This window comes from Enterobacter cloacae complex sp. P42RS (assembly GCF_014930595.1).
Taxonomy (GTDB): Bacteria; Pseudomonadota; Gammaproteobacteria; order Enterobacterales; family Enterobacteriaceae; genus Enterobacter; species Enterobacter bugandensis.
This window is the reverse complement of the sequence record NZ_JADBRK010000005.1, coordinates 357,287-381,577: the sequence shown is the minus strand read 5'-3', so window position 1 is coordinate 381,577 and position 24,291 is coordinate 357,287. Positions and strand designations below refer to the sequence as shown.

Here is a 24,291-nt window from a genome sequence, read left to right as displayed (position 1 = left end):
GCGCACAAGCATGCGCCAGCGAAAGCCATTACAGGCTATTGAAAACGCGGTTTTCCTGCTCCTGAACGCGAATAAACGTTGTGCGTTTCGTCAGCTCTTTCAGGCGGGATGCACCCACGTAGGTACAGGCTGAGCGCAGGCCGCCCAGGATGTCGCGCGCGGTGTTTTCAACCGGGCCGCGCAGAGGCAGCTTCACGGTTTTGCCTTCTGCCGCACGGTATTTAGCCACGCCACCGACGTGGCGGGTCATCGCGGATTCAGAGCTCATACCGTAAAACAGCATGAATTTCTCGCCGTTCTCTTCCACCACGGTGCCGCCGCTCTCTTCGTGGCCTGCCAGCATACCGCCGAGCATCACGAAGTCCGCGCCGCCGCCAAAGGCCTTTGCGACATCGCCCGGCATGGTGCAACCGCCGTCGCTGATGATCTGGCCGCCCAGGCCGTGCGCCGCGTCGGCACATTCAATGACCGCGGAAAGCTGCGGATAACCCACACCGGTTTTCACGCGCGTGGTGCATACGGAGCCCGGGCCAATGCCCACTTTCACGATGTCGGCACCGGAAAGGATCAGCTCTTCACACATTTCACCGGTCACCACGTTGCCCGCAATGATAGTTTTGGTCGGCCAGGCTTCGCGCGCCTTGCTGACGAACTGCACGAAGTGCTCGGAGTAACCGTTCGCCACATCAATACAAACGAAGCTAAGCGCCGGGTTGGCATTCAGGATCTGTTTGGTTTTCTCGAAATCGGCATCGGAAGTACCGGTGGAAACCATCACGTGCTTCACCACGTCAGCAGAGGCGGACGCAACAAACGCATTCCACTCTTCAGGAGTGTAGTGCTTGTGGACTGCAGTAAGAATATCGAACTGAGCCAGCGCCGTTGCCATCTCAAAGGTACCGACTGTATCCATGTTGGCAGCAATGATTGGCACGCCAGACCACGTCTGACCGGAGTGTTTAAAGGTGAATTGACGTTCGAGTTCAACGTCTGAGCGACTTTTCAGTGTAGAGCGTTTAGGGCGGATAAGAACGTCTTTGAAACCTAACTTCAGATCTTCTTCGATACGCATGTGCGGATTCCTGGGGTTAGAGGCAAATATGTTAAAAGCACAACTCCAGTGACGCTATCATACGCACTAATACCTGCTCCGCAAGACTGCGAAATTCTCTTTTTTTACGCTACAATCCTATAAATTTACCTGGTAAAAAGCCGGTAAAGAGAATCAAACAATTACTGTCGCACGTTTGTTTTTTAAGCAACTGATTTCCATAATGAATAATTCCCAGGATTTGATTTAATGGGGTATATCGTCGCAGTAACCGGCGGCATCGGTAGTGGCAAAAGTACCGTTGCGGACGCGTTTTCTCGTCTCGGCATCGCGATTATTGATGCTGATATTATTGCCCGTCAGGTGGTAGAGCCCAATACACCCGCGCTAAAGGCCATCGCCGACCATTTCGGTCAGGCAATCATCAATGCCGATGGCACACTGAACCGCCGTCAGCTTCGCGAATATATTTTTTCCGATTCTGCGGAAAAAGCCTGGCTTAATGCCCTGCTCCACCCCATTATCCACCAGGAAACTCAGCGTCAGATAGCCGCAGCCCGCTCGCCCTATGTCCTGTGGGTGGTTCCGCTCCTGGTAGAAAATCAGCTGTATAAGAAAGCCAATCGGGTATTGGTGATTGATGTCACACCCGAGACGCAAATCCAGCGAACCATGACGCGCGACCACGTCTCGCGTGAACATGCTGAACAAATTCTTGCCGCTCAGGCCACTCGCGCTCAGCGCCTTGCCGTTGCGGATGATGTTATTGATAATAACGGCGCACCAGATGCCATTGCATCGGATGTTGCCCGCCTGCACGAGCAGTATCTAACCTTCGCCGCGCAGGCCGTTGCACAGGAAAAACCATAATGTCGACTCACATCCTTTTTGAGCACCCGCTTAATGAAAAAATGCGTACCTGGCTGCGCATTGAATTTCTCATCCAACAGCTTTCACAACATCTGCCTGTTAACGATCATGCCACGGCGTTGCACTTCTTTCGCAACGTAGGCGATCTGCTGGATGTGATTGAACGTGGCGATGTCCGCACGGAGCTGTTGAAAGAGCTGGAGCGCCAGCAGCGTAAATTACAGGCCTGGGCCGAAGTACCGGGCGTGGATCAAAGTCGAATTGACGCCTTACGCCATCAGTTGAAAAACAGCAGCACGACGCTGATGGCCGCGCCGCGCGTTGGACAATATTTACGAGAAGACCGTTTGATAGCGCTGGTGCGCCAGCGCCTGAGCATACCGGGCGGTTGCTGTAGCTTTGATCTGCCAACGCTGCATATGTGGCTGCATATGCCGCAGGAACAGCGCGATCGCCAGGTAAACAGCTGGCTGGGTAGCCTGGAGCCGATGAATCAGACGCTATCGCTGATCCTCGATCTTGTGCGTAACTCTGCCCCGTTCCGCAAGCAAACCAGTCTCAACGGTTTTTATCAGGACAACGGCGACGACGCCGATCTTCTGCGTCTAAATTTGTCTCTTGGCGAGCAGCTTTATCCACAAATTTCCGGGCATAAAAGCCGTTTCGCGATCCGCTTTATGCCGCTGGACAGTGAAAATGGCACCGTGCCGGAACGCCTCGATTTTGAACTGGCCTGTTGTTAAGGAGTGCCAATGTCTGACGTCACCACCGTAAACTGCCCAACCTGTGGGAAAACTGTCGTCTGGGGAGAAGTGAGTCCGTTTCGCCCGTTCTGCTGCAAGCGCTGTCAGCTCATTGATCTGGGCGAATGGGCGGCGGAAGAGAAACGAATTCCGAGCGAAGGCGACCTCTCGGATAGCGATGACTGGAGCGAAAGCCAGCAGTAACGTTCAAAGCCTGCTGGCGATTCGTTCGGCAGGCCTACATGTTTGTCGCTAAGCGGCGGATCACAGGCTCATTGGCTGGCGGGAATTTGTCGGCATCACTGACCTGGAGTTCAACCCAGTTACCCGGCTGTCCCTCTTTTCCCCAGGGCTCACCTTCCCAGCTTTCCACCAGCCAGAACCACAGCGTGATGTGCCTGTCGGGAAACTGATACTCCAGCTTATCGAACAGCGTGGCGCCAAGCGGGATAATCCCCACCTCTTCCTGCAGCTCACGCACCAGCGCCTCTTCCGGGGTTTCTCCTGATTCGATTTTCCCGCCAGGAAACTCCCACTTGTTCGCCATATGGGCGTCAGCAGCGCGCTGGGTGATGAAGATTTGGTTTTGCGGGTTGCGAATAATCCCGACGGCAATTTGCAGTATTTTCATAGCGTCACTTCCATAAAAAAGGCGCAGATATCTGCGCCTTTTCAGTTAGTTATGTTCTTAGCTCAGGCGGCCGTGGCACGCCTTGTATTTTTTACCGGAACCACACGGACACGGATCGTTACGACCGACTTTACGATCGCCGGTCTGCGCGGCGATCGCTGCTGCGGCTTCGCTTTCGTCAGTCTGGTGGCTCAGCTGCTGCATCTGCGCCAGACGCTCAGCTTCTTCACGGCGCTGCTGCTCCATCGCTTCCACTTCTTCCGGCATGCGCACCTGAACCTTGCTCAGGGTGCTGATCACTTCGTACTTCAGTGACTCCAGCATAGAGGCAAACATGGAGAAGGATTCACGCTTGTACTCCTGCTTCGGATCTTTCTGCGCATAGCCGCGCAGGTGGATACCCTGACGCAGGTAGTCCATCGCCGCCAGGTGCTCTTTCCACAGGGAGTCCAGCGTTTGCAGCATCACCCCTTTCTCGAAGTGACGCATCATCTCAGCGCCAACCACTTCTTCCTTACGCTTATAAACCTCCAGCGCGGTTTCAAAGATACGTTCGCGCAGGGTCTCTTCATGCAGCTCAGGCTCTTTGTCCAGCCACTCTTTGATTGGCAGATCGAGATCGAAGTCGTTTTTCAGACGTTCCTGCAGGCCTTCAACGTCCCACATCTCTTCCAGAGACTGCGGTGGAATATGCGCGTCGATGGTGGATTTGAACACATCTTCGCGGATGCTGTTGATGGTTTCGCTCACGTCGGACACGTCCAGCAGTTCGTTACGCTGGGTGTAGATCGCGCGACGCTGATCGTTGGCCACGTCATCATATTCCAGCAGCTGCTTACGAATATCGAAGTTGCGGCTTTCAACTTTACGCTGGGCGTTAGCGATCGCTTTAGTCACCCATGGGTGCTCAATGGCTTCACCAGGCTTCATGCCCAGCTTACGCATCATGCCGGACACGCGGTCGGAGGCGAAAATACGCATCAGCGCATCTTCCATAGACAGGTAGAAGCGGGAAGAACCGGCATCACCCTGACGGCCCGCACGGCCGCGCAGCTGGTTGTCGATACGACGAGATTCGTGACGCTCGGTACCGATGATGTGCAGACCACCGGATGCCAGCACCGCGTCGTGACGCACCTGCCAGTCGGCTTTGATCTGCTCGATCTGCTCTGGCGTTGGGTTTTCCAGCTCAGCGACTTCAGCCTGCCAGCTACCGCCGAGCATAATATCGGTACCACGACCCGCCATGTTGGTGGCGATGGTCACGGCTGCCGGATAGCCCGCCTGAGCAACAATGTCCGCTTCTTTAGCGTGGAACTTGGCGTTCAGAACGTTGTGCTTGATGCCTGCTTTGGTCAGCTCATTGGAAACCACCTCGGATTTCTCGATGGAGATGGTCCCCACCAGAACCGGCTGACCATTGGCAGTACGGTCGCGAATATCTTCGATGATCGCCTGAATTTTTTCCGCTTCGGTCATGTACACCAGGTCCGGCATATCCTTACGGATCATCGGACGGTTGGTTGGCACCACCACGGTATCCAGCTTGTAGATGGAGCTGAATTCAAACGCTTCGGTATCTGCGGTACCGGTCATCCCCGCCAGTTTCTCATACAGACGGAAGTAGTTCTGGAAGGTGATTGAGGCCAGCGTCTGGTTTTCGTTTTGAATGTCCACGCCTTCTTTCGCTTCCACCGCCTGGTGCAGGCCATCGGACCAGCGACGACCCTGCATGGTACGGCCGGTGTGTTCATCGACAATGATGACTTCACCGTCTTTCACTATGTAGTCAACGTCGCGGGTGAACAGCGCGTGGGCGCGCAGCGCGGCGGTCACGTGGTGCATCAGCATGATGTTGCTCGGAGAGTACAGAGACTCACCTTCTTCCATAATGCCTTCAGCCACCAGCAGCTCTTCGATTTTCACCAGACCGCGTTCGGTCAGGTTCACCTGGCGCGCTTTTTCATCCACGGAGAAGTGGCCTTCACCCTGGAAGGTATCGGAGTCTTCTTTCTCCTGACGCAGCAGGTGTGGAATGATTTTGTCGACTTTACGGTACATGTCAGAGCTGTCTTCGGCCGGGCCGGAGATGATCAGCGGGGTACGCGCTTCATCGATCAGAATGGAGTCAACCTCATCCACCAGCGCATAGTGCAGCTTACGCTGGACGCGCTCTTCCGGGCTGAACGCCATGTTGTCGCGCAGGTAGTCGAAGCCGTATTCGTTGTTGGTGCCGTAGGTGATGTCCGCGTTGTAGGCTTCGCGCTTGGCGGGTGCCGGCAGTCCGGACATGTTGATGCCGACGGTCATGCCGAGGAATTCGAACAGCGGACGGTTGTTTTCGGCATCACGCTGGGCCAGATAGTCGTTGACGGTAACGACGTGAACGCCCTTACCGGTCAGTGCATTCAGGTAAGCCGGCAGCGTTGCGGTCAGGGTTTTACCTTCACCGGTACGCATTTCCGCGATGCAGCGTTCGTTAAGCACCATACCGCCCAGCAATTGAACGTCGAAGTGACGCATGCCGAACACACGTTTACTCGCTTCACGCACAACGGCGAAAGCTTCCGGGATCAGGCTTTCTAAGGTTTCACCTTTTTCCAGACGCGCACGGAATTCCGCGGTTTTCGCTTTCAGCTCATCATCAGAGAGCTTCTCCATCGCCGGTTCCATACCGTTGATGACGGCAACAGCTTTGCGCATACGGCGCAGGGTACGATCGTTACGACTACCAAAAACTTTGGTTAATAATTTGATTAGCATAATAAATTCTCAAACGCCCCAGACGGGCAGATAAATTAAGGTATTGAAAAAGGTTAATTTAGCTGAGGCGTTGAGGCCCGGCACGGATGCCGTGAACCTGGCTAATCCATGTCGAAACGGAGAATGATACAGGAGGAACAAACGAGGTTTGCGCCGTCTGACTCACGGTCACGGGCGGCTGGTTATCCTGCGTCAGAAGCGCATTAAGCGTATCGAGCAGGGCAAGATGCTGAGCCTGAACCGGCAGCGACTCTTCAGCAACAGGCATCGTCTGCGGCGCCATCGCGAACGACAGATGACGAATAACCGTGCGGATGGCGTGCTGCTGCCAGTAATCAACGGAGAAATTAGGACGACGGCTGGCTTCAAGCCACGCGAGATTAGTAAAGTTAACCCGCGTCGAGAGATCGTGTTTAGTTGTCGTGGAACGTGCTGGCGTCGCCGCTTCCGCACTGTTGCTGAGCGCAGGCAAGCCGAAACTCGCCGCGACCATCCCTAATAAGAGATGCGGCCAGAAGTAACGTCTGCCAAATTGTCGCCAGCGCGTCAGTATTCCGCTCACTTGCTCCACCACAATCGCCCGCCAGTGCAGGCTGAGTTCAGTTATTCTTTTTTAGCGCCCAGATATTACCACTAAAGCCAATACGCAGCAGCAGGAATGACACCTTGCAGCAGGTAAAAACGGTCAATAATGCAGCGAACACACCGTTATTCGGCACCCGACAATGGCCAGGGAGTAGAGGGGCAAATCAAAGAAGGGCAGAAATAAAAACGACTGGCTTCCCTGGTCGGAGAGAGTACCAGGTGAACCAGTCGCTTTTCTTACGAAACGGCGTTAACCGTTACGCCAGGACCATAGTCGGTGCTTTGAACGCCAGCGGCAGTTCCGCTTCGTCTTCAAAGGTCACATATTCCCAGGCTTCCTGTTTTGCCAGGACGGCCTGCAACAATTTGTTGTTCAGTGCATGACCGGATTTGAACGCGGTAAATGCACCAATGATGTTGTGACCACACATGAACAGGTCGCCGATCGCATCCAGCATTTTGTGACGAACGAATTCATCTTCAAAACGCAGGCCGTCTTCGTTCAGTACGCGATAATCGTCAACAACGATGGCACAATCGAAGCTGCCGCCCAGGCACAGGCCGCGGGACTGCAGATATTCGATATCACGCATGAAGCCAAACGTACGAGCGCGGCTGATCTGGCGCATAAACGCATCAGCAGAGAAGTTCATCGCGTAGCGCTGAGTGCTGGAGTCAATCGCCGGATGGTTAAAGTCGATGGTAAAGTCCAGCGAGAAACCATTGTACGGTTTGAATTCAGCCCACTTGTCGCCATCTTCGACGCGAACGGTCTCTTTGATGCGAACAAATTTCTTCGCACAGTTCAGCTCTTCGATGCCGGCATCCAGCAACAGATAAACGAACGGCGCAGCACTACCATCCATAATCGGGATTTCTGGCGCATCGACTTCAACAATAATGTTGTCGATACCCAGCCCCGCCAGGGCGGCGTTCAGGTGCTCTACGGTAGAAATCCGCACGTCATGCTCGTTCACCAGACAAGTACAGAGCATTGTATCACGCACAGATTTGGCATCGGCCGGAAAATCTACCGGTGGATTCAAGTCGGTGCGACGATAGATGACCCCGGTATTGGCCGGCGCAGGGCGTAACGTCAGTGTGACTTTCTTGCCGGTATGTAAACCGACACCCGTCGCCTGAACGATACGTTTAAGTGTCCTTTGTTTGATCATCGTATAATCTCGCCAAATTAACTATCCAACCGAGAGTGTATATCACTAACGGTGGGCCAGTTTAGCACAAAGAGCGCAAATCCCCAAATTCCAGCCAATTCTTAGTCAGCTTGCTTACGCAGGAACGCCGGGATGTCCAGATAATCTGGCTCTTTTGCCGTTTGCGGCGTTGGGTCGTTCACCACTTTCGCGGCCGGTTTTTGCTCCTGAGTCAGAGGAGACATACCGTGCTGCTGGTAACGATCCATTACCGGTTGCTGAGTCTGCTTGTTGGTCACGAGGGTGATCTCAGGACGCTTGTCCATACCGATACCGGTCGCAACAACGGTAACACGCAGCTCGTCGTTCATTTCCGGGTCAAGGGAAGTACCAATTACCACGGTCGCGTTGTCAGAGGCGAACGCGCGGATGGTATTACCGACGGTTTCGAACTCATCCAGACGCAGGTCAAAGCCAGCGGTAATGTTGACCAGCACGCCGCGCGCACCGGACAGATCGATATCTTCCAGCAGTGGAGAAGAGATAGCCATTTCAGCCGCTTCTTCCGCACGGTCTTCGCCGCTCGCCACGCCAGAGCCCATCATCGCGTAGCCCATTTCGGACATCACGGTGCGAACGTCTGCAAAGTCAACGTTCATCAGGCCAGGACGGGTAATCAGTTCTGCGATACCCTGGACAGCGCCTTTCAGCACGTCGTTTGCTGCGCCGAAGGCGTCAAGCAGGGAGATACCACGACCCAGAACTTTCAGCAGTTTGTCGTTCGGGATGGTGATCAGCGAGTCCACATGCTTGGACAGCTCGGTGATACCCTGTTCCGCGAAGGCCATACGCTTTTTGCCTTCGAAGTTGAAAGGCTTGGTCACGACAGCAACGGTCAGGATACCTAAATCTTTAGCTACTTCAGCGACAACAGGTGCTGCACCGGTACCGGTACCGCCGCCCATGCCTGCTGCGATGAAGACCATGTCCGCACCTTCCAGTGCAGCACGCAGGGCTTCACGATCTTCTTCAGCCGCGTTGCGACCGACTTCCGGGTTAGCCCCAGCGCCCAGCCCTTTGGTGATGCCACCGCCGATCTGGATAGTCTGGCCAACTGCCGTTTTACGCAGTGCCTGCGCATCGGTGTTAACTGCGAAGAATTCAACACCTTCAATGCGTTCACGCACCATATGCTCTACGGCGTTACCGCCGCCGCCACCGACGCCGATGACTTTAATCACCGCGTCGTTGGTCAGTTCCATAGGTTCAAACATAATTTCTCTCTCCGTTGTGCCTGTCGCCCGAGACCGCTAATTCTCTCCGGTCTCTTTAAAAAATTAAAACTCTTTTCGCAGCCAGTTGTTCAGTCGTTTGACCCACGACCCCACTGAGACGCGTTTTTCCACTTCTGCTTCACCACTGAGATGAGATTCCTTCCCGTAGTGGAGCAGGCCCACAGCCGTTGAATAGTACGGCTCCTGAGCATAATCCGTTAAACCGGTAATATTCAGCGGCGCACCAATACGCACCTGCGTATGGAACACGCGCTGAGCGCAGGCCGCAAGACCTTCAATTTGCGCTGCACCGCCGGTTAATACAATCCCCGCCGCAAGATGATGCTTAACACCCTGCTGACGAAGCTGTTCCTGAAGCTGTAAAATCTCTTCGTTGACCAGGTTGAGCAGCTCGGTATAGCGCGGCTCAATTACCTCTGCCAACGTCTGGCGCTGCAGGCTACGCGGCGGACGGCCGCCCACGCTCGGCACCTCAACGCTCTCATCTTTACCAACGATAGACCCCAGCGCACAGCCGTGGCGTACTTTAATCGCTTCTGCATCGCTCGGTGGCGTACCAAAAGCGTAAGCAATATCGCTGGTCACAACGTTCCCTGCGTAAGGGATCACTTTGGTGTGGCGCAGCGCACCGCCGGTATACACGGCCATGTCCATTGTACCACCACCGATATCCACCACACAGACACCCAGTTCACGTTCGTCTTCGGTCAGCACGGAATAACTTGCCGCCAGACCGGCGAAAATAAGTTGGTCAACTTTCAGGCCACAACGTTCAACGGCTTTTACGATGTTCTTCGCCATATCGTTGTGACATGTGATCAGGTGCACTTTTGCCTGCATACGCACGCCAGACAGACCAACCGGGTTCTTGATCCCTTCCTGATAGTCAATCGCATATTCCTGCGGGATCACGTGCAGCACGCGATGCTCATCGCGAACGCGCACGGACTTCGCCGTATGCACAACGTTTTCAACGTCTTCCTGCGTCACTTCTTCTTCAGAAATCGGCACCATACCGATTTCGTTCTGGCAGCTAATGTGCTTGCCAGAAAGGGCCAGATAGACAGAAGAAATCTGGCAATCTGCCATTAATTCAGCCTGGTCGATGGCGCGCTGTACGCATTTCACCACCGACTCAAGGTCGTTTACCCCACCTTTATCCATACCACGGGACGGGCAACTGCCCACGCCAATGATATTGACCATACCGTCGGGCAGAACTTCCCCTACTAAAGCGGCAACCTTCGCGGTGCCAATCTCCAGTCCAACTACCAGTTTTCTGTCCGTCGCCTTGATCATTGTTGTTCTGCCTGTACCTGTGCCTGATTCTGTTGCTGATTAGGTTCCTCGACCGGAGCCGGCTCCCAACCGACTGCTGCGCCTGAGTCATAGCGCAAATCAACGTAGCTTATCCGTTTGCCGTCCGCCTGCGCCTGCTGTTGTAAAACCGGGTAAAGTTCTACAAAACGCGCAAGACGTTTCATTGTGTCGCCGCGTCCCAGGTTGAGCTTAATGCCGTTCGTCAAAGTCAGCTGCCAGGAGCGGCGCGCCGTCATCGCAGCATCTTTTAACGTAAACCTGTCCTTCGCCAGCACCTGCCCCATTTCACGAAAACCCTGCAATACTTCGTTTTCGCTGCCTTCAGGGCCATACAACATCGGTAAATTTTGCTTGTTGACACGATCGCTCGGGACGCTGAAGGAATTTCCATCTACGTCAACCATGTGCTGATCATTCCAACGCGCAATGGGCACATATTCAACCAGATGAATCTTCAATTCATCAGGCCATTGTTTTCTGACACTCGCCTGTTTTATCCAGGGCAGACGTTCAATCTGGCTCTGGATAATATTGACGTCCTGCGTCATAAAGGTGCCGGGCGCTCCCAGCGCCAGAATAGACTGGCGAATATCATCGTTACGCGTGTAGTGACGCTCGCCGGTCACCACCAGCTTTGACAGCGGCAACCGCTGTGCGTCTTCCATCCAGCCCAGCACCATCCAGCCGCTGATAAACACGGTGCACAGCACCCCGAGCAGGAAAATTATCCCTGCAAGACGCGTTCCATTACTCCGGCGTGAAGAAGTGTATTCTTCTTCGTCATCGCGGTTGCGCGTGTTCAATGCAGCCTGAGACATATCAGCCCGCCTGGTCCAGAATACGTACGACTAACTGCGAGAAGCTCATTCCCGCCTGACGCGCCGCCATCGGCACAAGGCTGTGGCTGGTCATTCCCGGTGACGTATTGGCTTCCAGCAGATAAAACTGCCCGTCATTGTCCTGCATCACATCAATGCGCCCCCAGCCGCTGCAGCCCAAAACATTCCAGGCTTTAAGCACCAGGGACTGTAATTCGGCTTCGCGCTCTGCTTCAAGACCACAAGGGCAGAAATATTGCGTCTCATCAGAGAGATACTTCGCCTCATAATCATAGAAGACTCCGGCGGGTTGGATGCGAATTGACGGTAAAATTTCTTCTCCAAGCATCGCGACGGTAAATTCCGGCCCGCTGAGCCATTTTTCAATCAGAACTTCTTCATCGTGTTGAAATGCCAGCGCTAAAGCAGATGTTAAATCTTCAGCTTTATCGACCTTTGACATCCCGACGCTCGACCCTTCCCTGCTCGGCTTTACAATAACCGGTAAGCCCAGTGCCGCAATGCGTGTATTAACGCTGTCCGACAGGCCCAATTCAAATTCGCCGCGCGTCAGCGCCACCCACGGCGCAACGGGTAAACCCGCTACCTGCCAGAGTAACTTACTGCGCAGTTTATCCATAGAGATGGCGGATGCCATCACGCCGCTGCCGGTGTAAGGCAGGCCGATCAGCTCCAGAAGCCCTTGCAGGGTTCCGTCTTCGCCGCCACGACCATGTAACGCGATAAAGACCTTATCGAAGCCCATCGCTTTTAATTGCGTCACGTCGACCTCTTTTGGATCGACAATATGTGCGTTTACGCCGCCTTCACGCAGGCCCGCCAGCACGGCAGCGCCGGAATTCAGAGAAACCTCGCGCTCGGCGGAGTTGCCGCCAGAGAGGACTGCAATCTTATCAGCCATGATGCTCATCCTCCTGGGTTTGCGGCTTCAGTTTGATTTCAGCTAAGGTACGGGCGATCTTGCCGATATTTCCCGCACCCTGAATCAGGATGAGATCGTTACCGGTCAGGACCGGTGCCAGAATTTCCGCCACCTGTGCCGGGTCAGAAACCAGAATAGGGTCAACTTTACCGCGCCCGCGGATGGTACGACACAGGGAACGGCTGTCTGCGCCTGGAATTGGCGTTTCGCCGGCGGCGTAAACATCCAGCATCAGCAGGGTATCTACCTGTGACAGCACACTGGCGAAATCGTCATATAGATCGCGGGTACGCGTGAAGCGGTGCGGCTGGAAGATCATCACCAGATTCTTCTCCGGCCAGCCCGCGCGTGCGGCTTTGATGGTCGCGTCCACTTCCGTCGGATGGTGACCGTAGTCGTCCACCAGCATCGCGGTACCTGGCTTACCATTCACCGCTTCCAGCGGGAACTCGCCGAGGAAGTCGAAGCGACGCCCCGTCCCCTGGAAGCTTTCCAGCGCGCGCAGGATCGCCTCATCATCAATACCTTCTTCCGTCGCAACAGCCACTGCCGCTGCGGCGTTAAGTGCGTTATGGCGCCCTGGCGCATTCAGCGTGACGTGCAGCAGCTCTTTGTCCTGACGCGCCAGAGTGAAATGCCCCTGCGCACCAATCTGTTTGTACTCTTCCACGCGGACGTCAGCGTCTTCGCTGAAGCCGTAGGTGGTGATTTGACGACCGACACGCGGCAGCAGCTCGCGGATCACCGGGTCGTCCACGCACATCACCGCGCGGCCATAAAACGGCAGGTTGTGCAGGAAGTTGATGAAGGTCTGCTTTAAGTTTTCGAAGTCGCCCTGGTAGGTATCCATATGGTCGGCTTCGATATTAGTGACAATCGCTACCATCGGCTGCAGGTGCAGGAACGACGCGTCGCTCTCATCCGCTTCCGCAATCAGATAACGGCTGTGGCCCAGACGCGCATGGACGCCTGCGGCTTTCACCAGACCGCCGTTGACAAACGTCGGATCGAGACCCGCTTCCGCATAAATGCTGGAAACCATCGCCGTGGTCGTGGTTTTACCGTGGGTACCGGCAATCGCAATGCCGTGACGGAACCGCATCAGTTCCGCCAGCATTTCTGCGCGGCGGATCACCGGAATGCGCGCTTCGTGCGCGGCAACGATTTCCGGATTGTCAGAGGAGATGGCGCTCGATACCACCACCACGCTTGCATCGCGCACGTTTTCCGGGCGATGGTTGAAATAGATAGTCGCCCCAAGCGACGCCAGCTGCTGCGTGACAGGGTTTGGCGCCAGGTCAGACCCGCTGATCTGATAGCCTTCGTTAGCTAACACTTCGGCAATACCGCCCATGCCGGCACCACCGATGCCAACAAAGTGAATGTGCCGGACGCGACGCATCTCGGGCACGATTGAACGCAGTTTTGCCAGTTGTTGTGTATTCATTCTCTAAACGCCATCGACTACTTAAAATTCGTGCAGCGCAACACGCGCTGCGAGGGTTAAGCCTGGGCTGCCAGGCTCACTTCTTTTGCCACCCGTTCTGTCGCATCCGGGATAGCGGCAGCGCGCGCGCGCTGCGCCATCTCCAGCAGTGCGTCTCTGTTCCAGCCCGCCAGGGTGGTGGCGACCGCATCGGCGGTAAAGTGTGGCTGCTCAAAAATTTTCGCCGCGCCGGCTTTCTCAAGCGGCAGCGCGTTCCAGTACTGCTGTCGGTCTTTGTGCTGGAACGGCACGAACAGCGCTGGCAAGCCGGCGGCGGCGATTTCGCTCACCGTCAGCGCGCCAGAGCGGCAGACCACGACATCGGCCCAGGCATAGGCTGCGGCCATATCGTCAATAAATTCCGTCACTTTATGCTGCGGCTGGCCTTCATCAGCGTACGCCTGCTCAACGGTCTGCTGAGCGCCTTTACCGCTTTGGTGCCAGATAGTCACGGCATCACCCAGCTTTGCCGCCACCTGCGGCATTGTCTGATTCAGAATGCGCGCACCCTGAGAACCACCAACGACCAAAACACGAACCGGGCCTTCACGTCCCGCCAGGCGGGCATCCGGTAGAGGCAGCGCCAGCACGTCGACGCGCACCGGGTTACCCACCACGTCCGCTTTCGGAAACGCGCCGGGAAACGCCTGCATCACTTTGGTGGCGATTTTCGCCAGCCACTTGTTGGTCAGACCCGCAATACCGTTCTGCTCGTGCAGAACAACGGGAATGCCTAACGACCACGCGGCCAGCCCGCCGGGACCAGAAACATAGCCGCCCATACCCAGCACCACATCGGGCTTAAAGCGCTTCATGATGGTGCGCGCCTGACGCCAGGCGTTAAAAATACGCACCGGCGCCAGCAGCATGGCCTTGAGGCCTTTGCCTCGCAGGCCGGAAATACGAATAAAGTCGATCTCAATACCGTGCTTCGGTACCAGGTCGGCTTCCATGCGGTCTGCGGTTCCCAGCCAGCGTACCTGCCAGCCCTGCTCAATTAAATGGTGCGCAACCGCCAGCCCCGGGAACACGTGTCCACCGGTACCGCCTGCCATCACCATTAACCGCTTCGGTTGATTCATCGTGAACCTCGTGTAAACGCCTGGGCTTTCTCCAGACGCGTCTCATAATCTATGCGTAACAAAAACATAATGGCCGTCGACATGATCAACAGGCTCGAACCACCATAGCTGATCAGCGGCAACGTCAGACCTTTGGTCGGCAGCATACCCGCTGCGGCCCCGACGTTAACCAGCGCCTGGAAGCTAAACCAGATACCAATTGAGCAGGCTAAGAAGCCTGAGAAGCGGTGATCGATCTCCAGCGCTTTTCGGCCAATCGACATGGCGCGGAAAGCGACGAAGAATACCATTAAAAGCGCTAATACCACACCGATATAACCCAGTTCTTCCCCAATAATGGAGAAGATGAAGTCGGTGTGCGCCTCCGGTAAATACTCCAGTTTCTGCACCGAGTTGCCCAGGCCTTGCCCCCAGACTTCACCGCGGCCAAACGCCATCAGCGACTGCGTCAGCTGGTAACCGCTACCGAAAGGATCTTCCCATGGGTTCCAGAACGAGGTCACGCGGCGGATACGGTAAGGCTCGGCGAGGATCAGCAGCACCACTGCTGATATTCCCATTCCGATAATGGCGATGAACTGCCACAGCTTGGCCCCTGCCAGGAACAGCATCGCCAGCGTGGTGACAAACAGTACGACAACGGTCCCGAGGTCAGGCTGCGCCAGCAGCAGGATCGCCAGCACCAGAATGACGCCCATCGGCTTTAAGAAGCCGCGAAGGTTGTTACGCACCTCATCGACTTTTCGCACCAGGTAGTTTGCCAGGTAGCAGAATAACGAAAGCTTGGTGAACTCCGCAGGCTGAATACGCAGCGGACCGAAGGCGATCCAGCGTGATGCCCCGTTAACGGAGCTCCCGACAACCAGCACGATCAGCAGCATGATAATGGAGGCGATCAGCATCGCGGTACTGTGGCGCTGCCAGAACGCCATCGGCAGACGAAGCGTTACCAGCGCCAGGCAGAACGCCAGAATGATGTACAGCCCGTCACGCTTGGCGAACAGGAAGGGATCGTTCGCCAGACGCTGTCCAACGGGCATAGAGGCCGACGTCACCATGATAAAGCCGATCGCCGCCAGCCCCAGCGTCAGCCAGAACAGGGTGCGGTCGTACATAATCAGGCTATCGGAATCTTTATCCCGTGAAGCCATCACCCAGCCTTTCAGCGCCGCAAACAGCCACACCAGAATTCCAAATCCTGGCAGGCGCGGCATTTTCAGGCGAGGGAGAGATAAACGCATCAGCCTAACTCCTTCGCAAGGCGGGTAAAGACATCGCCACGCTGTTCGAAATTTTTAAACTGATCGAGGCTGGCGCACGCCGGGGAGAGCAGAACCATGTCGCCAGGCTGCACGCGCGGGGCAATCAGGCGCATCGCCTGTTCCATCGTTTCAGTTTGCTCAGCAACTTCCGGGCGTAGTTCAGCCAGCTCGCTGCCGTCACGGCCAAAGCAGTACAGGCGGATGTTATCGCCGGTGAGGTACTGTTTCAGGGAGGAGAAATCAGCAGATTTGCCGTCGCCACCCAACAGAAGATGCAGGGTGCCGTCAACGTGCAGACCGTTCAGCGCGGCCTCCGTGCTTCCCACGTTGGTCGCTTTGGAGTCGTTAATCCAGCGCACGCCGTTATGCTCCAGCGCCAGCTGGAAACGGTGTGCCAGGCCGGAAAACGTGGTCAACGCTTTCAGGCTGGAAGAACGCGGCAGCCCTACGGCATCTGCCAGCGCCAGCGCCGCCAGGGCATTGGTATAGTTGTGCTGGCCGGAAAGCTTCATCTCCTTCACGTTCAGCACTTTTTCACCTTTCACGCGCAGCCAGGTTTCGCCCAGCTGGCGGTTCAGATGATAATCACCCATGGTGATACCAAAGCTGATGCAGCGCTCGTCCGCGCCGCGCACCGGCATGGTCAGCGCGTCGTCGGCGTTAACCACGCAGACTTTGGCATTTTCGTAAACACGCAGCTTGGCCGCGCGATACTGCTGCAGACCAAATGGGTACCGATCCATATGATCTTCCGTCACGTTGAGGATCGTTGCCGCCGCCGCATGCAGGCTGGAGGTGGTTTCAAGCTGGAAGCTGGAAAGTTCCAGAACGTACAGCTCGCAGCCTTTGTCCAGCAGCATCAGCGCGGGCAGACCGATATTGCCGCCTACCCCTACGTTCATGCCTGCCGCTTTCGCCATTTCACCCACCAGGGTAGTGACGGTGCTTTTGCCGTTAGAACCGGTGATCGCGATAACCGGCGCCTGCGCTTCGCGGCAGAACAGCTCGATATCGCCGACAATCTCAACGCCCGCATCCGTAGCAGCGCTCAGTGAAGGGTGCGCCAGCGCCATACCCGGGCTGGCGACAATCAGATCGGCTGCCAGCAGCCAGTCATCATTCAGACCACCAAGGTGGCGTTCAACCTGTTCCGGCAGTTTGTCCAGACCCGGCGGAGAGACACGCGTATCCATCACACGCGGCGTCACGCCGCGCGCAAGGAAAAAGTCCACGCAGGAGAGGCCAGTGAGGCCTAACCCGATGATAACGACTTTTTTACCCTGGTAATCTGCCATGATTAACGTACCTTCAGCGTTGCCAGGCCAATCAGCACCAGCATCAGCGAAATAATCCAGAAGCGCACAATCACGCGCGGCTCCGGCCAGCCTTTCAGTTCATAGTGGTGGTGGATCGGCGCCATACGGAAGATGCGCTGACCGCGCAGCTTGAAGGAGCCGACCTGCAAAATCACCGACAGGGTTTCAACCACAAACACGCCGCCCATGATCACCAGCAGGAACTCCTGACGCAGCAGCACGGCGATAATGCCGAGCGCGCCGCCCAGCGCCAGAGAACCGACGTCACCCATAAAGACCTGCGCCGGATAGGTGTTGAACCAGAGGAAGCCCAGCCCCGCGCCGACAATCGCCGTACAGACGATCACCAGCTCACCCGCATGACGCAGATAAGGGATGTGCAGGTAGTTCGCAAAGTTCATGTTACCGGTCGCCCACGCCACCAGCGCAAAACCAGCCGCCACGAAGACGGTTGGCATAATCGCCAGACCATCCAGGCCATCGGTCAGGTTAACGGCGTTACCGGTACCAACAATTACAAAGTAGGCCAGCAGGATGTAGAACAGCCCCAGCTGCGGCATCACGTCTTTAAAGAACGGCACCACCAGTTCGGTGGCGGGCGTATCTTTTCCTGCCAGATACAGCGCGAAGGCAACGCCCAGCGCAATCACTGACATCCAGAAATACTTCCAGCGGGCAATCAGGCCCTTCGTGTCTTTGCGGACGACTTTACGGTAATCATCCACAAACCCGATAATGCCGTAGCCCACCAGTACGGTCAGCACGCACCAGACGTACGGGTTAGACGGATAGGCCCACAGCAGTACGGAAACGACGATCGCAGTCAGGATCATGATCCCGCCCATCGTCGGCGTACCGCGCTTGCTGAAGTGCGACTCCGGACCGTCGTTACGTACGACCTGGCCGAAAGAGAGTTTTTGCAGACGGGCAATCATGCGCGGGCCCATCCACAACGAGATGAACAGCGCAGTCAGCAGGCTGACGATGGCGCGAAACGTCAGATACGAAAAGACGTTAAAGCCTGAATAATATTTGACCAAATGTTCGGCCAGCCAAACTAACATGTCCCGTTCTCCTGTAATGCGTGCACAACCTCTTCCATGGCGGCACTACGTGAACCTTTCACTAACACTGTCACAATTTGTTTTTCTGTAATTAATGCCTTAAGGCGCTCAATCAACGCGGCTTTGTCGGCAAAATGTTCGCCAACGCCGCTGGCATGGCTAATCGCCTGGCTCAGTTTTCCTGCGCTCAGCACGCAGTCCAGTCCCGCCGCTTTCGCCGCTTCACCCACCTGGGTATGACAGGCTTCGCTTTCATCGCCCAGCTCCGCCATGTCGCCAACCACCATGACGCGGTAGCCCGGCATTTCAGATAGAACCTGCACCGCCGCCGTCATTGAGCCGACGTTCGCGTTGTAGGAGTCATCAAGCAGCAATTTGTTTTCTGCAAGCGGGATCGGGTACAGGCGTCCCGGCACGGCTTTCAAATTCGCCAGCCCGGTTTTAATCGCCTCGTGTGACGCTCCCACCGCCGTCGACAAGGCCGCTGCCGCCAGCGCGTTGGCGATGTTATGGCGTCCCGGCAGCGGTAACAGCACGTCTACGTCACCCGTTGGGGTAGCAAGCGTGAATTCCGTACCGTGCGACGTCACATGGATATTGGTCGCGGTAAAGTCACTGTTGGCCGCGTTCGGCGAGAAGCGCCAGGTTTTACGCGAGCCAATGATGCTCTGCCAGTTCAGCCAGTCGTTGTTGTCGGCATTGAGAATGGCAATGCCGTCAGCAGGCAGACCGGTGTAGATTTCGCCTTTCGCTTTCGCCACGCCTTCCAGCGAGCCAAAGCCTTCCAGATGCGCTGCCGCGAGGTTATTCACCAGCGCCGCTTCCGGGCGAGTCAGGCTCACGGTCCAGGCGATTTCGCCCTGGTGGTTTGCCCCTAACTCGATCACCGCAAATTCATGCTCTTTGGTCAGGCGAAGTAATGTCATCGGCACGCCGATGTCATTATTGAGGTTGCCTGCGGTATAAAGCGTATTACCGCACTGGCTGAGGATGGCCGCCGTCATCTCTTTCACTGACGTTTTGCCCGATGACCCGGTCAGCGCGACAACGCGAGCAGGCACCTGATGACGAACCCAGGCGGCCAGTTCACCGAACGCGAGACGCGTATCGTTCACCACAATCTGCGGTAAATCGATATCCAGCCTGCGGCTGACCAGCAGCGCGCCAGCGCCGTTTTCTTTGGCCTGTCCGGCAAAATCATGCGCGTCAAAACGTTCGCCTTTCAGCGCCACAAACAGACAGCCCGCGGTCACTTTGCGGGTGTCGGTGGTGACCGCGTCAATGGTCAGATCCTGGCCCAGCAGCTCGCCGTGCAGTACCGCAGCGGCCTGGCTTAAGGTGATGCTAATCATGCGACGACTCCCAGCAGACGCGCTGCCGTTACGCGGTCGGAGTAGTCCAGACGACGATTGCCAACAATCTGATAGTCTTCATGGCCTTTACCGGCCAGCAGAACGACATCATTTTCTTTTGCCTGCATGATGGTGTTTGTCACGGCTTCCGCGCGGCCTTCCACCACACGGGCGCGACCGGCGTCCAGCATACCCGCCAGAATGTCGTTGATGATGGCGCGCGGCTCTTCGGTACGCGGATTGTCATCGGTGACCACAGGAATGTCCGCGAACTGCTCCGCAATGGCGCCCATCAGGGGACGTTTACCTTTGTCGCGATCGCCACCGCAGCCGAAGACGCACCAGAGTTTACCGGTGCAGTGCAGGCGTGCCGCTTCCAGCGCTTTTTCCAGCGCATCCGGCGTGTGGGCATAATCGACAACCACGGTCGGTTTGCCCGGCGCGCTAAACACTTCCATACGGCCGCAAACCGGCTGGAGACGCGCTGACGTTTTCAGCAGTTCCGCCATCGGATAACCCAGCGCCAGCAGCGTTGCCAGCGCCAGCAGCAGGTTGCTGACGTTGAACGCCCCCATCAGGCGGCTTTCGATTTCACCGTCCCCCCAGGAAGAGGCAAAGCGGATCGTCGCGCCACTGTCGTGATAGTTAACGTCTACGGCCTTCAGCCAGCGGCCGTGGCAGTTCGGATTGATATGGTCTTCCATCGACACCGCTACCGCGTCTGGCAGCTTCGCAAGCCAGCGGCGGCCCACTTCGTCGTCGGCGTTGATGATGGCCTGGCCATAATGGTGAGTAGAGAACAGCAGCCATTTGGCGGCTTCGTAGTGTTCCATATCACCATGATAATCAAGGTGATCGCGGCTCAGGTTGGTGAACACTGAAGCAGCAAACTTCAGTGCCGCGACGCGATGCTGTACCAGGCCGTGCGAAGAAACTTCCATCGCGGCAAAGGTTGCCCCCTGCCCTGCCAGACCGGCAAGCACGTGCTGTACGTCAACCGCAGAACCGGTGGTGTTTTCCGTCGGGCTCACTTTGCCCAGCAGGCCGTTACCCACGGTCCCCATCACCGCGCCGGTTTCACCCAGCAACTGAGCCCACTGCGCCATCAGCTGCGTGGTGGTGGTTTTTCCGTTCGTGCCCGTCACGCCAACCAGACGCAGCTGGTCAGAAGGTTCGTGATAAAAACGTCCTGCCAGTGCAGAGAGACGCTCATTCAACTGGCTGAGATAGATAACCGGCACCCCGTGCATTTCACGGATCTCACCGTCGGTTGACTCGTCTTTAGCCTCAGCAATAATGGCAGCCACACCTTGCGCAATCGCCTGCGGGATATAACGACGCCCGTCCGCCTGATGACCAACCACCGCCACAAAAAGATCGCCAGAAGCAGCCACGCGGCTGTCCAGTACCATCTCTCGCAGTGCTCGCTCCGGTGCATTTGGCACCCACGGAGCGAGAAGGTCGCGCAAATTACGATCTGCCACCTGTACCCTCGCCTTGATTAATTACAAATTCACTTTTTTCGCCCGTCGCCAGCGCATCTGGTTCAACGTTCATGGTGCGTAACACGCCACCCATGATGGCGCCAAACACAGGCGCGGAAACGGCGCCGCCGTAGTATTTACCCGCCTGTGGATCGTTAATCACGACCACCAGCGCAAAACGCGGATTGCTAGCAGGCGCAACGCCTGCGGTATAGGCAATGTATTTGTTGATGTAGCGGCCGTCTGGCCCCACCTTTTTCGCCGTACCGGTTTTAATGGCGATGCGATAGCCTTTGATGGCCGCCTTCACGCCGCCGCCGCCCGGCAGCGCCACGCTTTCCATCATGTGCACAACGGTACGAACGATGGATTCCGGGAAGATACGCTCGCCCGGAACCGGTGGATCAACTTTGGTGATGGACAGCGGGCGATAGACGCCGTAGCTGCCAATCGTTGCGTAGACTCGCGCTAACTGTAACGGGGTTACCATTAGCCCGTAGCCGAAAGAGAAGGTGGCCCTCTCTATGTCAGACCACCGTTGTTTTTGAGGATATAAGCCACTGCGTTCTCCGACCAACCCCAAATTGGTCGCCTTTCCAAGTCCAAAACGTGAGTAAGTCTCTACTAACGCTGAGGACGGCATCGCTAACGCCAGCTTTGAAACACCGACGTTACTCGACTTCTGTAACACCCCGGTCAGGGTCAATTCGCTGTAGCGCGCCACGTCTTTAATCTCGTGGCCGTTAATACGGTAAGGGATCGTGTTCAGGACCGTGTTTTCATTGACGATACCGCGCTGAAGCGCCGTCATCACCACCATCGGCTTCACCGTGGAGCCGGGTTCGAACACGTCGGTAATCGCCCGGTTACGCATCGCATCTTTTGCGGTGCCGGTAAAGTTGTTCGGGTTGTAGGAAGGACTGTTGGCCATAGCCAGCACTTCTCCGGTGCTGACATCCACCAGCACGGCGCTGCCGGATTCTGCCTTGTTAAACGCCACGGCGTTGTTCAGCTCGCGGTAGACCAGCGCCTGCAGGCGCTCGTCAATACTCAGAGCCAGGTTGTGCGCCGCCTGGCTGTCTGTAGAGGAGATATCTTCAATGACGCGCCCGTAGCGGTCCTTACGCACAATTCGCTCGCCAGGCTGGCCGGTGAGCCACTTATCGAAGCTTTTTTCAACGCCTTCAATCCCCTGGCTGTCGACGTTGGTGAAGCCGATGAGGTGAGCGGTTACTTCGCCGGACGGATAGTAACGACGGGATTCTTCGCGCAGATGAATGCCCGGCAGCTTCAGTTTTCGAATGTAGTCCGCCATGTCAGGGTTAACCTGGCGCGCCAGATAGATAAAACGCCCTTTCGGGTTCGCGTTGACGCGGGAGGCTAGCTGATCCAGTGGCATTTTGAGCGCATCTGAAAGCGCTTTCCAGCGGTTATCAAGCGTGATGCCACCAGCGTCGTGCAGCTCTTTCGGGTCGGCCCAAATCGCTTTCACCGGCACGCTCACCGCCAGCGGGCGACCTGAACGGTCAGTGATCATTCCGCGAGAAGTCGACACTTCCTGAACGCGAAGGGAGCGCATATCTCCCTGGCGTACCAGCATGTCAGGGGCGATGATTTGCAACCACGCCACGCGTCCCAGCAGGAAACCCAGCGCCAGTAAAATGCAGCCGCAAAGCAACGCAAAACGCCAACTGATGAAGTTGGCCTGTTCTTCCTGACGTTTTGGTTTAAGCGTTTTTGCCGCTGCTTTCATGCGTCGCGTGTTCCCTTATTTTTGTACTACGATATTTTCCTGGGAAGGATCAACATGCTGCAGTTGCAGCTTTTCCGTTGCGATCCGTTCAACCCGGCTGTGATCGCCGAGCGCGTTTTCTTCAAGGATCAGATTTCGCCATTCAATATCCAGCGCATCGCGTTCCAGCACCAGCTGCTCGCGTTGCGCAGTCAATAAACGTGTATGGTGAGCTGTGGTCACCACCGTAACTGCCGTAACAATGATGCAAATGAACAGGCAGAGTGGCAGTTTCCCGAATCGCAAAAGATCGTCGCCGATCACGCCAGGCAAGGCATGGCGCTCGTTGCTTCCTAACGATCCCTTAACTTTGCTTAGGGTTTCTGTCACTCTGCCGATCATGCGTTCGTCCTCTCTGCAACTCGCAGCACTGAACTACGGGCACGTGGATTCTCTGCCACCTCTTCTTCGCCCGGCATCAACTTGCCTAATGCTCGCAACTGACGGCCCCCCAGCTTCCTGAGTTGTTCTTCCGTCATCGGCAGCCCCGCTGGAACCTGAGGACCGCGGCTTTGTTCACGCATGAAGCGTTTTACAATGCGGTCTTCCAGCGAATGGAAGCTGATGATGGATAACCGCCCACCCGGGGCCAGCACGTCGAGCGAGCTTTTTAGCGCCAGCTCTATTTCCTCCAGTTCACTGTTTACCCAGATGCGAACCGCCTGGAAGGTACGGGTCGCGGGATGTTTGTGCTTATCCTTCACCGGCGTCGCCGCCGCAATCACTTCCGCCAGCTCTTTGGTGCGGGTCATTGGCTCAACGCGGTTGCGCTCAACGATGGCGCGCGCAATGCGCTTGCCAAAACGTTCTTCGCCGAAGGTTTTGATCACCCAGGCAATATCTGCTTCGTCAGCGGTCTGCAGCCATTCGGCGGCAGACTGGCCGCGCGTCGGGTCCATACGCATGTCCAGCGGACCGTCGCGCATAAAGGAGAAGCCGCGTTCTGCATCATCAAGCTGGGGTGAAGATACGCCAAGATCGAGAAGAATCCCGTCGATCTTGCCCGTGAGATCGCGCTCGGCCACGTAATCAGCGAGCGCAGAAAAAGGTCCATGCACGATGGAAAAGCGTGGGTCATTGATGGTCTGTGCCACGGCAATCGCCTGCGGATCGCGATCGATTGCCAGCAGTCGCCCTTCCTCTCCAAGCTGGGAGAGGATCAAACGCGAGTGACCACCGCGACCAAACGTGCCATCAATGTAGATGCCATCCGGACGAATATTCAGGCCGTTCACGGCCTCGTCCAGTAACACCGTTTTATGTTTATAATTTTCCATCAT

The 24,291-nt window shown here is 56.2% G+C and carries 22 protein-coding genes; 3 read left to right on the top strand and 19 right to left on the bottom strand.

The genetic code is table 11. The annotated features are described in order from the left end of the window. Nucleotides 1-28: 28 nt before the first annotated feature. On the bottom strand, nucleotides 29-1,072 hold the full coding sequence (locus IM314_RS09675; protein ID WP_028015519.1) for a GMP reductase: 1,044 nt from the start codon (nucleotides 1,070-1,072) through the stop codon (nucleotides 29-31). 228 nt (nucleotides 1,073-1,300) lie between these two features. Here IM314_RS09675 and coaE point away from each other — a divergent pair, with 228 nt between their 5' ends. From coaE to yacG, 3 genes are read left to right on the top strand one after another with little or no spacing between them, the layout of a single operon-like run. Then, on the top strand, nucleotides 1,301-1,921 hold the full coding sequence (gene coaE / locus IM314_RS09670; protein WP_041911241.1) for a dephospho-CoA kinase: 621 nt from the start codon (nucleotides 1,301-1,303) through the stop codon (nucleotides 1,919-1,921). Further along, nucleotides 1,921-2,664, top strand: a complete 744-nt coding sequence (gene zapD, locus IM314_RS09665) for a cell division protein ZapD (protein ID WP_047363467.1) — start codon at nucleotides 1,921-1,923, stop codon at nucleotides 2,662-2,664. Before coaE ends, zapD begins: the two co-directional genes overlap by 1 nt. A 9-nt stretch (nucleotides 2,665-2,673) precedes the next feature. Beyond that, on the top strand, nucleotides 2,674-2,868 hold the full coding sequence (yacG, locus tag IM314_RS09660; RefSeq protein WP_028015516.1) for a DNA gyrase inhibitor YacG: 195 nt from the start codon (nucleotides 2,674-2,676) through the stop codon (nucleotides 2,866-2,868). A gap of 34 nt (nucleotides 2,869-2,902) precedes the next feature. Here the strand turns inward: yacG and mutT are convergent, their stop codons facing one another. The 18 genes from mutT to rsmH all read right to left on the bottom strand — a co-directional run bounded on the left by mutT (nucleotide 2,903) and on the right by rsmH (nucleotide 24,291). Next, nucleotides 2,903-3,295, bottom strand: a complete 393-nt coding sequence (mutT, locus tag IM314_RS09655) for an 8-oxo-dGTP diphosphatase MutT (RefSeq protein WP_047363465.1) — start codon at nucleotides 3,293-3,295, stop codon at nucleotides 2,903-2,905. A gap of 57 nt (nucleotides 3,296-3,352) precedes the next feature. Next, entirely contained in the window at nucleotides 3,353-6,058 is a 2,706-nt protein-coding gene (gene secA, locus IM314_RS09650; protein ID WP_047363463.1) for a preprotein translocase subunit SecA, read from the bottom strand. Nucleotides 6,059-6,116: 58 nt separating this feature from the next. Beyond that, nucleotides 6,117-6,620: a secA translation cis-regulator SecM gene (secM, locus tag IM314_RS09645; RefSeq protein WP_041912065.1), complete on the bottom strand. Its 504-nt coding sequence runs from the start codon at nucleotides 6,618-6,620 to the stop codon at nucleotides 6,117-6,119. Nucleotides 6,621-6,900: 280 nt separating this feature from the next. Further along, entirely contained in the window at nucleotides 6,901-7,818 is a 918-nt protein-coding gene (lpxC, locus tag IM314_RS09640) for a UDP-3-O-acyl-N-acetylglucosamine deacetylase (RefSeq protein ID WP_006810110.1), read from the bottom strand. A gap of 101 nt (nucleotides 7,819-7,919) precedes the next feature. Next, the gene (gene ftsZ, locus IM314_RS09635; protein WP_008501978.1) at nucleotides 7,920-9,071 is read right to left on the bottom strand and encodes a cell division protein FtsZ; all 1,152 of its coding nucleotides are present in this window, start codon (nucleotides 9,069-9,071) and stop codon (nucleotides 7,920-7,922) included. Nucleotides 9,072-9,134: 63 nt separating this feature from the next. Continuing rightward, nucleotides 9,135-10,391: a cell division protein FtsA gene (ftsA, locus tag IM314_RS09630; RefSeq protein ID WP_006173845.1), complete on the bottom strand. Its 1,257-nt coding sequence runs from the start codon at nucleotides 10,389-10,391 to the stop codon at nucleotides 9,135-9,137. Next, complete coding sequence (gene ftsQ, locus IM314_RS09625; RefSeq protein WP_047363461.1) at nucleotides 10,388-11,230, bottom strand: cell division protein FtsQ; 843 nt, start codon at nucleotides 11,228-11,230, stop codon at nucleotides 10,388-10,390. Before ftsQ ends, ftsA begins: the two co-directional genes overlap by 4 nt. A gap of 1 nt (nucleotide 11,231) precedes the next feature. Further along, complete coding sequence (locus IM314_RS09620) at nucleotides 11,232-12,152, bottom strand: D-alanine--D-alanine ligase (protein ID WP_193358518.1); 921 nt, start codon at nucleotides 12,150-12,152, stop codon at nucleotides 11,232-11,234. Further along, nucleotides 12,145-13,620, bottom strand: coding sequence for a UDP-N-acetylmuramate--L-alanine ligase (gene murC, locus IM314_RS09615; RefSeq protein ID WP_047363459.1), 1,476 nt, complete (start codon nucleotides 13,618-13,620; stop codon nucleotides 12,145-12,147). Before murC ends, IM314_RS09620 begins: the two co-directional genes overlap by 8 nt. A gap of 56 nt (nucleotides 13,621-13,676) precedes the next feature. After that, nucleotides 13,677-14,741 (bottom strand): undecaprenyldiphospho-muramoylpentapeptide beta-N-acetylglucosaminyltransferase, encoded by a 1,065-nt coding sequence (gene murG, locus IM314_RS09610; RefSeq protein WP_193358519.1) that lies wholly within the window; start codon nucleotides 14,739-14,741, stop codon nucleotides 13,677-13,679. Continuing rightward, entirely contained in the window at nucleotides 14,738-15,982 is a 1,245-nt protein-coding gene (gene ftsW, locus IM314_RS09605; protein WP_028015508.1) for a cell division protein FtsW, read from the bottom strand. Before ftsW ends, murG begins: the two co-directional genes overlap by 4 nt. Further along, nucleotides 15,982-17,298, bottom strand: a complete 1,317-nt coding sequence (murD, locus tag IM314_RS09600) for a UDP-N-acetylmuramoyl-L-alanine--D-glutamate ligase (RefSeq protein WP_193358520.1) — start codon at nucleotides 17,296-17,298, stop codon at nucleotides 15,982-15,984. Before murD ends, ftsW begins: the two co-directional genes overlap by 1 nt. Before the next feature lie 2 nt (nucleotides 17,299-17,300). Continuing rightward, the gene (mraY, locus tag IM314_RS09595; protein WP_008501985.1) at nucleotides 17,301-18,383 is read right to left on the bottom strand and encodes a phospho-N-acetylmuramoyl-pentapeptide-transferase; all 1,083 of its coding nucleotides are present in this window, start codon (nucleotides 18,381-18,383) and stop codon (nucleotides 17,301-17,303) included. Further along, nucleotides 18,377-19,735 (bottom strand): UDP-N-acetylmuramoyl-tripeptide--D-alanyl-D-alanine ligase, encoded by a 1,359-nt coding sequence (murF, locus tag IM314_RS09590; RefSeq protein WP_041911246.1) that lies wholly within the window; start codon nucleotides 19,733-19,735, stop codon nucleotides 18,377-18,379. The genes mraY and murF overlap by 7 nt, the downstream gene beginning before the upstream one ends. Beyond that, complete coding sequence (gene murE, locus IM314_RS09585) at nucleotides 19,732-21,219, bottom strand: UDP-N-acetylmuramoyl-L-alanyl-D-glutamate--2,6-diaminopimelate ligase (RefSeq protein ID WP_051486152.1); 1,488 nt, start codon at nucleotides 21,217-21,219, stop codon at nucleotides 19,732-19,734. Before murE ends, murF begins: the two co-directional genes overlap by 4 nt. Further along, complete coding sequence (locus IM314_RS09580) at nucleotides 21,206-22,972, bottom strand: peptidoglycan glycosyltransferase FtsI (RefSeq protein ID WP_028015504.1); 1,767 nt, start codon at nucleotides 22,970-22,972, stop codon at nucleotides 21,206-21,208. Before IM314_RS09580 ends, murE begins: the two co-directional genes overlap by 14 nt. 15 nt (nucleotides 22,973-22,987) lie before the next feature. Beyond that, nucleotides 22,988-23,353 carry a cell division protein FtsL gene (gene ftsL, locus IM314_RS09575; RefSeq protein ID WP_006173860.1) on the bottom strand — a complete coding sequence of 122 codons (366 nt, stop codon included), beginning with the start codon at nucleotides 23,351-23,353 and terminating at the stop codon, nucleotides 22,988-22,990. Next, on the bottom strand, nucleotides 23,350-24,291 hold the full coding sequence (gene rsmH, locus IM314_RS09570) for a 16S rRNA (cytosine(1402)-N(4))-methyltransferase RsmH (RefSeq protein WP_028015503.1): 942 nt from the start codon (nucleotides 24,289-24,291) through the stop codon (nucleotides 23,350-23,352). The genes ftsL and rsmH overlap by 4 nt, the downstream gene beginning before the upstream one ends.

What these genes read in the sequence shown, in the direction of transcription:
- IM314_RS09675 (WP_028015519.1), bottom strand. Translation starts at nt 1,072, where the DNA reads ATGCGTATCGAAGAAGATCTGAAGTTAGGTTTCAAAGACGTTCTTATC.
- mutT (WP_047363465.1), bottom strand. Translation starts at nt 3,295, where the DNA reads ATGAAAATACTGCAAATTGCCGTCGGGATTATTCGCAACCCGCAAAAC.
- yacG (WP_028015516.1), top strand. Translation starts at nt 2,674, where the DNA reads ATGTCTGACGTCACCACCGTAAACTGCCCAACCTGTGGGAAAACTGTC.
- coaE (WP_041911241.1), top strand. Translation starts at nt 1,301, where the DNA reads ATGGGGTATATCGTCGCAGTAACCGGCGGCATCGGTAGTGGCAAAAGT.
- ftsW (WP_028015508.1), bottom strand. Translation starts at nt 15,982, where the DNA reads ATGCGTTTATCTCTCCCTCGCCTGAAAATGCCGCGCCTGCCAGGATTT.
- ftsZ (WP_008501978.1), bottom strand. Translation starts at nt 9,071, where the DNA reads ATGTTTGAACCTATGGAACTGACCAACGACGCGGTGATTAAAGTCATC.
- murF (WP_041911246.1), bottom strand. Translation starts at nt 19,735, where the DNA reads ATGATTAGCATCACCTTAAGCCAGGCCGCTGCGGTACTGCACGGCGAG.
- murD (WP_193358520.1), bottom strand. Translation starts at nt 17,298, where the DNA reads ATGGCAGATTACCAGGGTAAAAAAGTCGTTATCATCGGGTTAGGCCTC.
- rsmH (WP_028015503.1), bottom strand. Translation starts at nt 24,291, where the DNA reads ATGATGGAAAATTATAAACATAAAACGGTGTTACTGGACGAGGCCGTG.
- ftsL (WP_006173860.1), bottom strand. Translation starts at nt 23,353, where the DNA reads ATGATCGGCAGAGTGACAGAAACCCTAAGCAAAGTTAAGGGATCGTTA.
- ftsQ (WP_047363461.1), bottom strand. Translation starts at nt 11,230, where the DNA reads ATGTCTCAGGCTGCATTGAACACGCGCAACCGCGATGACGAAGAAGAA.
- murG (WP_193358519.1), bottom strand. Translation starts at nt 14,741, where the DNA reads ATGAATCAACCGAAGCGGTTAATGGTGATGGCAGGCGGTACCGGTGGA.
- lpxC (WP_006810110.1), bottom strand. Translation starts at nt 7,818, where the DNA reads ATGATCAAACAAAGGACACTTAAACGTATCGTTCAGGCGACGGGTGTC.
- mraY (WP_008501985.1), bottom strand. Translation starts at nt 18,383, where the DNA reads ATGTTAGTTTGGCTGGCCGAACATTTGGTCAAATATTATTCAGGCTTT.
- zapD (WP_047363467.1), top strand. Translation starts at nt 1,921, where the DNA reads ATGTCGACTCACATCCTTTTTGAGCACCCGCTTAATGAAAAAATGCGT.
- murC (WP_047363459.1), bottom strand. Translation starts at nt 13,620, where the DNA reads ATGAATACACAACAACTGGCAAAACTGCGTTCAATCGTGCCCGAGATG.
- IM314_RS09580 (WP_028015504.1), bottom strand. Translation starts at nt 22,972, where the DNA reads ATGAAAGCAGCGGCAAAAACGCTTAAACCAAAACGTCAGGAAGAACAG.
- IM314_RS09620 (WP_193358518.1), bottom strand. Translation starts at nt 12,152, where the DNA reads ATGGCTGATAAGATTGCAGTCCTCTCTGGCGGCAACTCCGCCGAGCGC.
- secA (WP_047363463.1), bottom strand. Translation starts at nt 6,058, where the DNA reads ATGCTAATCAAATTATTAACCAAAGTTTTTGGTAGTCGTAACGATCGT.
- ftsA (WP_006173845.1), bottom strand. Translation starts at nt 10,391, where the DNA reads ATGATCAAGGCGACGGACAGAAAACTGGTAGTTGGACTGGAGATTGGC.